The 12928-nt window shown below is 65.4% G+C and carries 15 protein-coding genes; 6 read left to right on the plus strand and 9 right to left on the minus strand.

The window, feature by feature from the left end; all coding sequences use genetic code 11:
• Window positions 1-260 precede the first annotated feature (260 nt).
• The 6 genes from I6F37_RS29625 to I6F37_RS29650 all read right to left on the minus strand — a co-directional run bounded on the left by I6F37_RS29625 (window position 261) and on the right by I6F37_RS29650 (window position 4615).
• On the minus strand, window positions 261-563 hold the full coding sequence (locus I6F37_RS29625; RefSeq protein WP_036026805.1) for a copper-binding protein: 303 nt from the start codon (window positions 561-563) through the stop codon (window positions 261-263).
• Between the two features lie 17 nt (window positions 564-580).
• Window positions 581-1036 (minus strand): plastocyanin/azurin family copper-binding protein, encoded by a 456-nt coding sequence (locus I6F37_RS29630; protein ID WP_036026804.1) that lies wholly within the window; start codon window positions 1034-1036, stop codon window positions 581-583.
• 32 nt (window positions 1037-1068) lie between these two features.
• Entirely contained in the window at window positions 1069-2403 is a 1335-nt protein-coding gene (locus I6F37_RS29635) for a multicopper oxidase family protein (RefSeq protein ID WP_036026811.1), read from the minus strand.
• Between the two features lie 13 nt (window positions 2404-2416).
• The gene (locus I6F37_RS29640) at window positions 2417-3844 is read right to left on the minus strand and encodes a TolC family protein (protein ID WP_036026803.1); all 1428 of its coding nucleotides are present in this window, start codon (window positions 3842-3844) and stop codon (window positions 2417-2419) included.
• 9 nt (window positions 3845-3853) lie between these two features.
• The gene (locus tag I6F37_RS29645) at window positions 3854-4129 is read right to left on the minus strand and encodes a hypothetical protein (protein ID WP_036026801.1); all 276 of its coding nucleotides are present in this window, start codon (window positions 4127-4129) and stop codon (window positions 3854-3856) included.
• Between the two features lie 75 nt (window positions 4130-4204).
• Window positions 4205-4615, minus strand: a complete 411-nt coding sequence (locus I6F37_RS29650) for a hypothetical protein (protein WP_225151683.1) — start codon at window positions 4613-4615, stop codon at window positions 4205-4207.
• Between I6F37_RS29650 and I6F37_RS29655 the strand changes: the two genes are divergently transcribed.
• Together I6F37_RS29655 and I6F37_RS29660 are read left to right on the plus strand one after the other, a co-directional pair.
• Complete coding sequence (locus tag I6F37_RS29655) at window positions 4602-4847, plus strand: hypothetical protein (protein WP_162130852.1); 246 nt, start codon at window positions 4602-4604, stop codon at window positions 4845-4847. The genes I6F37_RS29650 and I6F37_RS29655 overlap by 14 nt on opposite strands.
• Window positions 4801-6066 carry an MFS transporter gene (locus I6F37_RS29660; protein WP_036026810.1) on the plus strand — a complete coding sequence of 422 codons (1266 nt, stop codon included), beginning with the start codon at window positions 4801-4803 and terminating at the stop codon, window positions 6064-6066. The genes I6F37_RS29655 and I6F37_RS29660 overlap by 47 nt, the downstream gene beginning before the upstream one ends.
• On the opposite strand, the gene I6F37_RS29665 is transcribed toward I6F37_RS29660, so the two are convergent.
• A complete protein-coding gene (locus I6F37_RS29665) occupies window positions 6063-6470 on the minus strand; it encodes a DUF4864 domain-containing protein (protein ID WP_036026798.1) in 408 nt (135 codons plus the stop codon). The genes I6F37_RS29660 and I6F37_RS29665 overlap by 4 nt on opposite strands.
• 222 nt (window positions 6471-6692) lie before the next feature.
• Here I6F37_RS29665 and I6F37_RS29670 point away from each other — a divergent pair, with 222 nt between their 5' ends.
• Complete coding sequence (locus tag I6F37_RS29670; protein ID WP_074448090.1) at window positions 6693-7070, plus strand: PRC-barrel domain-containing protein; 378 nt, start codon at window positions 6693-6695, stop codon at window positions 7068-7070.
• 194 nt (window positions 7071-7264) lie between these two features.
• Here I6F37_RS29670 and I6F37_RS29675 read toward each other — a convergent pair whose 3' ends face one another.
• Window positions 7265-7480: a hypothetical protein gene (locus tag I6F37_RS29675; RefSeq protein WP_036011828.1), complete on the minus strand. Its 216-nt coding sequence runs from the start codon at window positions 7478-7480 to the stop codon at window positions 7265-7267.
• A gap of 754 nt (window positions 7481-8234) precedes the next feature.
• The gene (locus I6F37_RS29680; RefSeq protein ID WP_225153476.1) at window positions 8235-8867 is read right to left on the minus strand and encodes a TetR/AcrR family transcriptional regulator; all 633 of its coding nucleotides are present in this window, start codon (window positions 8865-8867) and stop codon (window positions 8235-8237) included.
• Between the two features lie 252 nt (window positions 8868-9119).
• Here I6F37_RS29680 and I6F37_RS29685 point away from each other — a divergent pair, with 252 nt between their 5' ends.
• Genes I6F37_RS29685 through I6F37_RS29695 form a run of 3 tightly spaced genes read left to right on the plus strand, consistent with a single transcriptional unit; the run spans window position 9120 to window position 12917 of the window.
• Entirely contained in the window at window positions 9120-9617 is a 498-nt protein-coding gene (locus I6F37_RS29685; RefSeq protein WP_036011822.1) for a (2Fe-2S)-binding protein, read from the plus strand.
• Complete coding sequence (locus tag I6F37_RS29690) at window positions 9614-10669, plus strand: xanthine dehydrogenase family protein subunit M (RefSeq protein ID WP_036011819.1); 1056 nt, start codon at window positions 9614-9616, stop codon at window positions 10667-10669. Before I6F37_RS29685 ends, I6F37_RS29690 begins: the two co-directional genes overlap by 4 nt.
• Window positions 10662-12917, plus strand: coding sequence for a xanthine dehydrogenase family protein molybdopterin-binding subunit (locus tag I6F37_RS29695; RefSeq protein WP_036011815.1), 2256 nt, complete (start codon window positions 10662-10664; stop codon window positions 12915-12917). The genes I6F37_RS29690 and I6F37_RS29695 overlap by 8 nt, the downstream gene beginning before the upstream one ends.
• Window positions 12918-12928 lie beyond the last annotated feature (11 nt).

The raw sequence follows: 12928 nt of genomic DNA on the forward strand, positions 1-12928 counted from the left end.
GGCGTCCACGGGAGCTCCCGTTCTAAACGCGGCCGACGACACTCGACTTCACCCGGCAATTCTTGCCGGGTGTATGGTTAGCAAAGGGTTAACGGAGGGGTGGGAGGAGCTCAGACCGGGATGTTTCGGGGGCGGGTTGTCATTCCGGGGCGATGCGGAGCATCGAGCCCGGAATCCATCGGGCCGCAGGTATGGTGGTGAAATGGATTCCGGGCTCGCGCCAAGAGGGCGCCCCGGAATGACGGGCAGGCGAGGCTGCCCTACTTCGCCTTCTGCATCTTGGTCACCGTGTAGCCCGACGACCCTTCCTCGGCCTCGAAGGTGATCTTGTCGCCGACCTTCACCTGCTTGAGCATGGCGGGATCCTTGACCCGATAGACCATGGTCATGGGGTCCTCCATGCCGAGGCTCTTCGCCGGTCCGTGCTTGAGCGTGATCTTGCCGGCGCCTTCGTCGATCTTCTTCACCTCGCCGCTGATCGCCGCGCCTTCGGCGGCGAGGGTTGCAGTCGCAAGGCCGACGGTCAGCGCCAGCGCCGAAGCGATACGGATAATGCGGTTCATGTGGATCTCCTTTCGCGTTACTTCACGGTGACCTGGCCGACCATGCCGTACTCGCGATGGTCGGGAATGAGGCACGAATATTCGAAGGTGCCGCGTTTGCTGAACTTCCAGAGGATCTCGGTCGTCTTCTTTGGGGCAAGCCGCGCCGCATTCGGCTCGTCGTGCTCCATGTGCGGATGCTTCTTCATCTGATCCGCATGCGCGAGGTTCTCCTTGGTCGTGGCCAGCAGGAATTCGTGGTCCTCCTTGCCGACATTGCGCAGCACGAAGCGGATCTGCTCGCCGCGCTTGACCTCGATTTTCGCGGGCGTGTAGTCCATCTCGTTCATCAGGATTTCGATAGTGCGCGCGGGCTTCCTGGGATCGCCGGGCTCGCCGGCCGAATAGTTTCCGTGCCCGTGCTTGTCGTGAGCGAAGGCCGGCGCGGCCGAAAGTGCAGCCAGCGCGAGGGCGAGCTTGAGCGTGATCTTCATCGTAGTCTCCGGTTGGTGGTTCATCGAAACGCTCACATCTTGTGCTTCATCGGCGGACTGCCGGATTTCTGCCGCGCCGGCTCGGGGGCGGGTGCGGCGACTTCGTAGGCGACGGTGCCTGGCGGGAATTTGTACGGACCGGGATCGCGGTAATCGTCGCGTGCGAGGTCTTCGCGGATCTTCATCACGGTGAACATGCCGCCCATTTCGATCGGCCCGAACTGGCCGGTGCCCGTCATCATCGGCAGCGTGTTGTCGGGCGCGGGCATCTCCATGTTGCCCATCGCCATGCCGGTCGAGCCCATGGCCATGCCGTCCGGCGCCAGCTTGCCGACGGCCTTGGCGAGATCCTTGCGCGACACGCCGATCAGGTTGCGCACGTCGTGTCCCATCGAATTCATGGTGTGGTGCGACTTGTGGCAATGGAACGCCCAGTCGCCGGGATTGTCGGCGAGCACGTCAAACACCCTGATGGCGCCGACCGGAACGTCGGTGGTCGTCTCCGGGATCTGCGCGCTTTCCTGAATCCAGCCGCCATCGGTGCAGGTCACCGCGAAGCTGTGGCCATGCAAATGAATCGGATGGTTGGTCATGCTGAGATTGCCGATGCGCACGCGCACCTTGTCGCCGAGCCTGACCGGCAGCGGATCGATTCCGGGAAAGACCCGCGCGTTCCAGGTCCACATGTTGAAGTCCGTCATCTCGTTGACGTGCGGCAGATAGGTGCCGGGGTCGACGCGATAGGTGCTCATCACGAACACGAAGTCGCGGTCGACGGCGCGGAAACTCGGGTCGCGCGGGTGCACGATGAACATGCCCATCATGCCCATCGCCATCTGCACCATCTCGTCGGAATGCGGGTGGTACATGAAGGTTCCGCTCTTCTTCATCTCGAATTCGTAGACGAAGGTCTTGCCCGGTTCGATGTGCGGCTGGTTCAATCCGCCGACGCCGTCCATGCCGCTCGGGATGATCATGCCGTGCCAGTGCACCGTGGTGTATTCGGGTAAGCGGTTGGTGACGAAGATGCGCACCTTGTCGCCCTCGACGGCCTCGATGGTCGGGCCCGGCGATTGCCCGTTGTAGCCCCACAAATTCACCTTCATTCCTTCCGCGAACTCGCGCACCACCGGCTCGGCGACGAGATGGAATTCCTTCCAGTCGCCGTTCATGCGGAACGGCAGCGACCAGCCGTTCAGCGTGACCACGGGTCGATAATCCGGGCCGCTGCTCGGATGCAGCGGCGGCTGCATCACCACCTTGTCCATGGTGGGTGCTTCCGGAATCGACGCGGCCTGGACGCGGCCTTGAATAGCGGATGCGCCGACAAGCGCGGCGGTGCCTAAAAATCCTCGGCGGGAAAACATCTTGGCCTCCGTCTCAGTGGCCGCCGCCTTCGGCAGGAGCTGCCGCGGCAACGGTGGTTGGATTGTCGCCAACGGCGGCGGGCAGACCGCCGCCGTTGACAGCGGTCTGCAGATCGGCCTGGGCGAGGAAGAATCTCTGCCTGGCGTCGATCGCGCCGCGCAGCGCCGCGAGGCGCTGCCGCGCTTCGGTGAGCAGCGCGAAGATGTCGACCTGCATGCTGGAGAAGCGCAGCTGCATCTCCTCGGTGATGATCTTGCGCAACGGGATGATCTCGCGCTGGTAATGGCCGGCGATGTCGTAGGTGGAGCGGTAGACGCGATAGGCGTCGCGCGCCTCGGACCGCACATTGACGGCCCGCTCGGTCAGGCGGTTGAAGGCGAGGTTGTAGGTCTCGGCGGCTTGGCGCACGCGCACCTCGCCGCCGTCGAAAATCGGAATCTGGAACTGCAGGTCGAAGCCGCGCTCGCGGAACGGCGGCCCTTCCGGATCCTGGGTGCGACGGGAGATGCCGGCGAGATCGAGCAGCGTCACGAAGCGCGTCGCCTCGGTGAGGTTCAGCGCCTTCGCCAGCGCGGCCAGCTCCAGCCGCGCGATCTGCAGGTCGATCCGATGCGCCACCGCGTCGGCTTCGATCGTGGGGAGCGCCAGCGGCCGGCGCGGCAGCGGCGGCAGTTGATCGGGCAGGCGGAAGTCGAGACCGTCGTCCCAGAGCCCCATCAGGCGCGCCAGCCTTTCGCGCGCGCTTCCCGCCATCTGCCGCGCGGTGGCGAGGTCTGCGGTGGTCTCGGCATAGAACACCTGCTCGCGCGCTTGGTCGAGCTTGTTGAGCGAGCCGGTCTCGCCGAGCTTGAGCGCGAGCTGTGCGGTCGATTCCGCCGTCGCCTTTGCGTCGGTCAGCAGCCCCACCATCTCGTTGGCGGCAACCGCACGGACATAGGCGCGGCGAACGTCCGAGGCGAGCCGCAGCGTCGCCAGCGCGGCGCGCAGCTGCGCACCGCGGAAGCGTTCGCGGGCGATCTCGGAACGGAACGGCAGGGTGGCGAGCGCGAGGATATCGCCGACCACCTGACGCTCGATCTCGCTGGCGCCATTGCCCGTGATGCGAGAGACCGCGAACACCGGATTGGCCGGCAGGCTCTGCTCGACCAGCTCGGTCTCCGCCAGCGCCAGCTCGTTGTAGGCGGCCTGCAGTCCCTTGTTGTTGAGCAGCGCGATCTGCACGGCGGCGTCGACGCTGAGCGTGCGCGAGAGCAGCTGGCGGACACGGGCGTCGACCGCGGCGGCGCCTTCGGCCGAGCGCACGAAGGCGACGTCCTTGTTGATGGTCCGGCTCGTCAGATCCGAGACGTCGGTCATGCCGCCGTCGGGCGAGAACGCGGCGCAGCCGGACATGCTGAGCGCGGCGATGACGAGCAGGCCTCGCGCAAGGTGGGGTGTCATGGCGCGCTCCTACCGCTCTTGCTTCGGCTGCGGCGTCACCGCCTCGTTGCGGCCACGCCATGGTGCCGGCGTCGCAGGCCGCAGGCTGGTATAGGGCGCGATGGTCGAGCGATAGCCGATTGGGGCCACCTTCGCCGCGGGATCGGCGGGATCCGCGCTGGCCATGTGCGTTGTTGCCGGCATGCAGCCGGACAGGGCACCCAAGGCCAGCAGCAGCCAAATGAAACGTGAGTGTCGATCACCCACCGCAGATGCGGCAGATTTCGCCCCGGAAAGCGCAACCATGTCTTAATTCCTGATCTGGAGACCACAGGTTCGCGCGCGCAAAGCGCGCATCGAAACCGACGCCGTCATGTCAGATCAGGCGATGGGGGGACGGTAGTGCTGGGGCGGCGCCGCGCTGTGCAGGCTGGGCACGATCTCGGGCGCACAGGTCGACATCGGCCGGAGCGGCGTGGCGAGGCTGGGCAGATCGGCCGGCAGCGCGCTGACGCACATCATCGCACAGCAGGGGCCCACAGTTCGCTTGCCGTCGTGATGATTCGGAGCAGGTGCGTCCTTCGCAGCGGTCTGCGAAGGCGTTCCCGCGTGCTCGTGCGGAACATCGCCAGGGTTCGCAGCCATATCATGGCTCGCAGCCATATGGTGATGCGCCGGAACGAGGTCAGCCAGGGCATCGTCGCCGAGGCAGGGCGCAGCACTGCCCCAGGCGAGGCTTGCGGCCGGCGCGAGCACGCAGAACAGATAGGCGAGGGCGATGATCCGCCCCACCCTGATCCGCATCGATCGCGTCAATCGCATCAACATTCCGCCGATAGGCTCCTCGCGCGGCAATGTTGCACACGCTTGTTGCAAACTAATGGCAAAAGACGCATTCGCCAAGAGCTTATTACCGCAGCGCACCGCGCATGCCCAATATCGCAGCAAGATGGTTGACCATGCGGCGGTCCGCGAACATGGTCCTGCCCGTGCACGCGCCAAATCATCCAGGGCAAACACCTGACGCCTTCACCCCTGACTCCCGTCAGGCCTGGGTGCGGCTCGTCATTGCCCTCGTGATCGGCTCGATCGGCGCCGTCGGCATGTGGGCAGTCGTGGTCGTGATTCCGATCGTGCAGGCCGAGTTCGCTGCCACGCGCGGCGCGGTGTCGCTGGCTTTCACCCTCATGATGTTCGGCTTCGGGCTCGGCGGCGTGATCGCCGGCAAGATCACCGACCGGTTCGGCATCGTTCCGGCGATGGCGATCAGCATCGCCTTTCTCGGCGTCGCCAATGTGCTCGCGGGCCTGTCCGGCCAGCTGTGGCAGTTCGTGGCGGCTTATTTCTTCATCGGGCTCGGCACCTCCGCGACCTTCGCGCCGCTGATGGCCGAAGCTTCGCACTGGTTCGAGCGCTATCGCGGTCTTGCCGTGACCATCGTCGCCAGCGGCAATTATGTCGCCGGCGCGATGTGGCCGCCGATCGTGAGCTGGGGCACGCAGGAGATCGGGTGGCGCTACACCCATATCGGCATCGGCATCGTCTGCGCCGGCCTGATGACGGTGCTGGTGCTGATCCTGCGCGCGCAGATGGGGCGCGACACGGTCCACGATCATGCCAACGCGCCGCCGCCGCGGGTCGATCTCAGGCTGTCGACGAATACGCTGACCGTGCTGCTCTCGATCGCCAGCATCTCCTGCTGCGTGGCGATGGCGATGCCGCAGGTGCACATCGTCGCCTATTGCGGCGATCTCGGTTATGGCGTCGCGCGCGGCGCCGAGATGCTGTCCTTGATGATGGGCTGCGGCATCGTCAGCCGGATCGGCTCGGGCTACCTCGCCGACAAGATCGGCGGCATCTACACGCTGCTGGTGGGATCGTTGGCGCAGGGCTTTGCGCTGGTGTTCTATCTGTTTTTCGACAGCCTGACCTCGCTTTATCTGATCTCCGCGATGTTCGGCCTGTTCCAGGGCGGCATCGTGCCGAGCTACGCCATCATCGTGCGCGAGGCGATGCCGGCGAGCGAGGCCGCGACCCGCGTCGGTATCGTGATCTTTGCGTCCGTGTTCGGCATGTCCTTCGGCGGCTGGGTGTCCGGCGTCATCTTCGATGCCACCGGCTCGTACGCGGCGGCATTTGCCAACGGCGTGGCATGGAACGCGCTGAACATCGGCATCGTCGTGCTGCTCTTGATCCGCGCGCGGACGGGCTCGGTCAAGACCGGCCCGGGCTTTGCCACCTAAACGGCCTGTCCCGCCTTCAGCAGCGAGCAGCCGGTGATCTTGTAGCTGCCGTCGCCCTGCTGCTCGAGCGTGTAGAGCGCCTCCCAGGCCTCGCCATTGGCATCGACGATATGAACGCGCTGGGCGATCCAGCCGCCATCGCTCTTGCTCTCGCCAAATTCGAAACTCTTGTGGCGATAGACCGGCGCGTAGCCGTTCTGCACCATGGACATGAAGATGTCGGGTGCGGGAAAGATCTCCTTGATCGCCGGCGCCGCATAGGAATAGGCCGCCGTCGCATCGTCGCGAACGAAGGCCTGCTCCTGGGCGCGGATGACGCTCTGGGCCGCCGCGACATCGCCGGCAAACGCCGAAACGTGATGACAGGCAACAATGAGAGCGACCAGCAAGGCTGCGATGCGCATGACAGGCTCCGCGTTGAGTATCCCGGCGGAGGCGATGCTAGCACATCTGCGGCGCCAGGGCGTGCACTCAGAAATCACGCGCTGGGTTTGAACGCTCCAGATGCCGACTCATCCGGGACAGCGGCGCAACAGCAGGCAGCTGCGACATGTTCTCCTAAGGCAGGAACGGCTCCGCGATGGCCGAGTTAAGCCGGCAAAACCACCTTACCAAGGAGCAAAGTCATGGCCCGTGCAACAGCACATCCGGATCATCACTGCATCTCAAGCGAGGACATTGAGGGAACCGAGGTTTATGGAGCAGATGGGACGAATATCGGCGAGATTGATCACCTCATCATCGACAAGGTGTCAGGCCGCGTGGCTTATGCGGTCATGAGCTTTGGTGGATTTGTGGGCTTGGGTCACAGCCACTACCCGATTCCCTGGGGCGCTCTGAAATATGACACGTCGCTTGACGGTTTCCGAACCAATATCACCGAGCAACAACTGAGGGATGCGCCTGAGTTCAGCGATGACTCCTGGGAAGATCGAGACTGGGAAACGCGAACTCACCGGTATTATGGAACGCCAACCTACTGGGAAGGGCGAGGTGGCCTATAACGCCAGCGGCGCGTCAGGACAGCTGAACTGACGGCGGCACAAACATCAGAGGTCGTGCAAGTCGCCGATCGGCCAGAAGCTGATTCCTGCGTCGCGTTGAAATGGCGCTACCCTGTTTAGTGCCGATGGCGAGATCATACTGCGCCATAGTTGGCGTTTTGATCGACGGGATGTTCGAAAGCACGGGCCGAGAGCTACGGTATCAGCTCTCTCAAAATGTGATCGCGGTGCGCGAGGTGCCGCGCCAGTGTCAGCCGAAATGTTTCGCCGATAGCGCGAGCCAAGCTCGTGTCGTGCCCCGAAAGCTCAAGGTCCGCAATTCGAACCTCCTGCTCGGAAAGGTGTCGGTCGGCCAGTGAAATGTGCTCTTCGGCTTCCGCCAGATGGCGAAGCGCCATGGCGCGATCCATTTGTCGCTCCCATGCATAGATGCAGGCGGGAGCACGATTGGTCTCTCAGCCACCGACGCCTACGGCACGGCCTTGGCCGGTGATGACAGGCAAGTTATCTCAGCAAACTCGGCGCAGCAATCCTTTGAAGTTGCTCTAATCAGAGCGGTTACGGATCTGCGACAGGTCGGTTCGCGCTCCAGCAAGTCCTGCTGCACGGCCATGGCTCGCCATTGCCGGGCGGCTTCGCGCAGGCTATGGGCCACCACGTTGTCGCGCGTTAGATCAGCAAGCTTTTCGCGTCCATCGGCTCGCTCTAGCATCTGGTCTGGCCAGCATTGTCTAATCCGGTTTTCCGATGAGGCCGATATGCCTGCCACGGCCCGGAAGTGCATTCAGGTGTGTTAATGAAGCCTCTACGTTCTTGGAAACGGCTCGCGGCTTGAACGCTGCGCCACCCTGGTCAACTTTGTTTCGTCCTCATTCGGAAACGGCTCTTGAGTCTTACGGCCTAGAAACGTATCCGGCTTTGGACAGCGTTGAAGCACCTCGGTCGCCTCCGCCACGACCTCGCGGGCACGTTGAAGCGCCAGACGATCCTGTCTGAGCGAATTGGTGAGCCGGGGCAAATTGAGAACTGGCGCCATGCCTGAACCTGCCATGTCGCAAGTCGAAGCGATGTATCAAATGATCCTTTGAATCGGATTAGGTGACAACAGTTCCATGTTTAGCGAAGTCCGCTCGGGGTCAGCGGCTCCCATCGGCAAGCTCCAGCCTAGCGCTTTCGCTTCGTCGCAGGCTTTGTCGTCATCGACGAGCGGGCCTTGCTGGGAGGCCGCACGCGCAAGCCGTCGACGAACACGTCGAGCAGACGCAGCGCCGTCGCCTGCCAACCGGGCTGGTCGTGCACGTAGCACATGCCGAAGAAGGCGCGCAGCAGATCCTCCGGGCTGATGTCGGCGCGCATCTCGCCGGCTGCGATGGCGCGGTCCAGCAGCGAGCCGATCGCCTTGGTCAGACGCTCGAAGGAGAAAGCATGCAGCTCCGACCCGCTCTGCACCGCGAGCGCGAGCGCTGCCATCATCCCCTTCTTGGTCGCAACAAACTCGACCCCTGATCGCAGCCAGCGCCGCAGCGCCTCGACCGGATCCTTGGCATTCTTCAATTGCTCGGCCAGCTCGCTGAGCTGCTCGACCTCGCGGCGGTACACCGCCTCGAACAAGGCCTCGCGCGTTGGGAAATGCCGATACAGCGTGCCGATGCCGACCCCGGCGCGCTTGGCCACCGCTTCCAGGCTCGCCTCCGAACCGCCCGCGCTGAACACCAGCTTTGCCGCTTCGAGCACGCGCTCGCGATTGCGCACGGCATCGGCGCGGGGTTTGCGGGTCTGGTCGGTGTGGTCGTCCATGGCGCGCAATGTAGATCACGAATTGGTTAGATTGAACCCTCGCCGGACCCGCGCAGGGCTGCATCGCGTTGGTGACGCACGCGCTTTTGACGAATTCCAGATTTTTCCGCGCCGCCCTTGTTAAGCGGAGGCTGCCTCCGTATCTTCCGATCAAGCGTCGGACGCATCGTGTTCGGACGGCGCTATTCGACAGCGGCCACGGCGGTGGCGCGCTGCGCGATGACTCATGTCCAAATCTGATCGGAGCCTTGTATGAACCACTCCATCAGCCTCACCGTGAACGGTGCGCGGCGCGATTTCGTCCTCGACGATCCGCGCGTCACGCTGCTCGATCTCCTGCGTGAGCGCCTTCATCTGACCGGAACCAAGAAGGGGTGCGACCGCGGCCAATGCGGCGCCTGCACCATCCTGGTCGACGGCAAGCGTATCAATTCCTGCCTCGCGCTCGCCATCAGCCATGACGGGGCCGACATCCTCACCATCGAAGGCCTCGCGCGCGGCGACCAGCTCCATCCCGTGCAGGCCGCCTTCATCGCACATGACGGCTTTCAATGCGGCTTCTGCACGCCGGGCCAGATCATGAGCGCGATCGGCATGATCAGAGAAGGCCAGGCCGGCAACGATCCCGAGCGCGTCCGCGAATGCATGAGCGGCAATCTGTGCCGCTGCGGCGCTTACGTCGGCATCGTCGATGCCGTGCTGGACGCGCAAGGACAGATGGACGAGACCAATCAGAGGCGTTCCGCATGAAACCGTTCGATTATGTCAGGCCGGCCACCGTCACTGAAGCGGTTGCGGCGGCGGCCCAGCCCGGCGCGGTGTTTCTTGCAGCCGGCACCAACCTGCTCGACCTGATGAAGGGTGGCATCAGCCGTCCGGACCGGCTGGTCGACGTCACGCGTCTCGATGGGCTCGATCAGATCGAGACTCTCGCGGACGGGTCTTTGCGCATCGGCGCGCTGGTGAGCAATGCCGACCTCGCGCATGATGCGGAGTTCGCGCGGTCCTATCCCGCAGTGGCCGAAGCGCTGCTCTCGGGAGCGTCGGCTCAATTGCGCAATGCCGCCACCGTCGGCGGCAATTTGTTGCAACGGACGCGTTGCGCGTATTTCTACGACACTGCCAGCCGCTGCAACAAGCGGGCGCCGGGCTCCGGCTGCGACGCGCGCGACGGCGACAACCGCAGCCATGCCGTGCTCGGCTGGAGCGAGAGCTGCATCGCCACACACCCCTCGGATTTCTGCGTGCCGCTGGTCGCGCTCGATGCCATCGTCGAGATCGAGGGCAGGGGCGGCCGGCGCGAGGTCGCGCTCGACGAGCTGCACCGCCTGCCCGGCGATGCGCCCGAGCGCGAGTCGGTGCTCGAGCCCGGCGATCTCATCGTCGCGGTGCGCCTGCCGCCTGCCGCACGCGGCTTTGCCGCGCATGCGCGTTACCTCAAGGTGCGCGAGCGCACCTCCTATGCCTTTGCTGTCGTCTCGGCCGCGGCTGCGCTGCGGATCGAGAACGGCAGAATCGCACAGGCGCGGCTCGCGCTCGGCGGCGTCGCCGCAAAGCCCTGGCGCGCCCGTGCAGCGGAAGACGTCCTCAAGGGCGTCGCGCCGACCGCCGACGCGTTCCAGGAGGCAGCCCTGCGTGCGCTCGAGGGCGCGAAGCCATCGGGCGACAACGCCTTCAAGATCGAGCTCGCGCGCCGCATCGTCGTGCGCGCGCTGACCTTGGCCGCCGCCGGGACGCCTGCGCGTATCCCCGCGCTGCCGGCCTCTCCCTTCGCCTCGACCTCCGGAGCCGTCCATGTCTGAGCTCAATTTGACCAGTGCGCCCGCACATCTCAGGCACGGCTCGAATATCGGCCAGCCGCTGACCCGCCGCGACGGCATCCTCAAGGTGACGGGGCAGGCGAGCTATGCTGCGGACAATCATCCGCCCGGCATGCTGTTTGCCGTGATGGCCGTCTCGAGCATTGCGCGGGGCCGTGTGGTCTCGCTCGATGTCGCTGCCGCAAAACGCCATCCCGGCGTCGTCGACGTCATGACGCCCGATCACAAGCCAGCGCTCGCGATCGACCCCGACCTCAAGACCAATCCGTTCGTATTCCGGATGGAGGTGTTGCAGAGCAATGAGGTCCGCTACGCCAATCAGGCGATTGCGGTCGTGATCGCTGAAACGCTGGAGGCCGCGACGGAAGGCGCCGCGCTGCTGGCCCCACGTTACGAGGTGCAGCCTGCGCTGGTCGGCCTCGATGCCGGCGAGAGCTTCGTGCCGCCGGTCGTCGGCGTCGGTAATCCCACGGAAAGCCATCGCGGCGATGTCGAGGCGGGCCTCGCCGCGGCCGACAAGCAGATCGACGCGATCTACGAGACGCCGCCGCAATATCACAATGCCATGGAGCCGCACGCGATCGTGGCGCGCTGGGAGGGTGACAAGCTCTTCTTGGACACGCCGAGCCAGGCCATGGTGATGGCTCGCGGCCGCGTCGCCGAGCTGTTTGGCCTCGCGCCGGAGAAGATTCACATCCGCAGCCCGTTCCTCGGCGGCGGCTTCGGCTCGAAGGGCTTCCTGACCGGGCCGCAGATCCTCGGCGTGATGGCGGCGAAGCTGGTCGGCAGGCCAGTCAAGCTGGTGCTCCGCCGCGAGCAGATGTATGGCCCGGTCGGCCACCGGGCGCCGACGCGCCAACGCCTGCGCCTCGGCGCCGATGGCGAGGGCCGCCTGACTGCGCTCGATCATCATGCGCGAACCGTGTCGAGCACCTTCGACGATTTCTACGAGCCTGCCGCCGATGCCTCGCACACGCTCTACGCGGCGCCCGCGATCCGCACTTCGCACGATGCCGTGCGCGTCAACACCGGCACGCCGCTGTTCATGCGCGCGCCGGGCGAGGCGACCGGCTCGATCGCGCTCGAGAGCGCGATCGACGAGATGGCCTGGGCCTGCGGCATGGATCCGCTCGCTTTCCGCCTGAAGAACTACGCCGAGGTCGAGCCGATGACGGGGCGGCCGTTCTCCTCCAAGGCGCTGCGCGCCTGCTACGAGCAGGGCGCCTCGCGCTTCGGCTGGGCCAAGCGTCCGCTGCAGCCGCGGCAGATGCGCGACGATGCCGGCCTTCTGGTCGGCTGGGGCATGGGTACGGCGACCTTCCCGGCGCTGATGTTCCAGGCCGAGGCGCGCGCGGCGATCCGCCGCGACGGCTCCGGCGTGATGGAGATCGGCGCGCATGACATGGGGCAGGGCGCCTGGACGGCGCTGGCGCAGATCGCGGCCGATTCCGTCGGTCTCGACATCGACCGCCTCGACTTCAGGTCCGGCACGTCCGACCTGCCCGATGCCGGCATCGCCGGCGGCTCGGCGCACACGGCAACCGCAGGCGCTGCGATCCACAGCGCCGGTGCCGCCGTGATCGGAAAGCTCGCCGATCTCGCCACAAGCGACGAGCGCTCGCCGCTGTTCGGCGCCGGCAATGCCGGCGTGATCGCGCGCGACGGCAGGCTGATCCGCCGCGACGATGAGAGCCGCAGCGAGAGCTATGCCGGGATTCTGGCGCGCGCGGGCGTTGCCGAAGTGGAGGCGCGCGGCACCGGCGCGCCGAACCCTGCGGCGATGGAGCAATATGCGATGCACGCCCACGGCGCGGTGTTCGCCGAGGTGAAGGTCGATCCCGAGCTCGGCCAGGTCCGCGTCAGTCGCATGATCGGCGCCTTCGCCGCCGGCCGCATCATCAATCCGCGCATGGTGCAGAGCCAGCTGTTCGGCGGCATGATCTGGGGCATGTCCTTCGCGCTGCACGAGGCGGCGATCACAGACCGCCGCAGCGGGCGGATCATGAATGCCAATCTCGGCGAGTACCACATCCCCGTGAACGCCGACGTGCCGCCGCTCGACGTCATCACCGTCGAGGAGCACGATCCGCACGTGAATGCGCTCGGCATCAAGGGTGTCGGCGAGATCGGCATCACCGGCAGCGCCGGCGCGGTCGCCAACGCGGTCTGGCACGCCACCGGCGTGCGCGTCCGCAACTTTCCGATCCGGATCGAGGAACTGCTGACGTAGCTCTAGCTCTT

Source organism: Bradyrhizobium sp. NBAIM08, assembly GCF_020193935.1.
In the GTDB taxonomy this organism is placed as follows: domain Bacteria; phylum Pseudomonadota; class Alphaproteobacteria; order Rhizobiales; family Xanthobacteraceae; genus Bradyrhizobium; species Bradyrhizobium yuanmingense.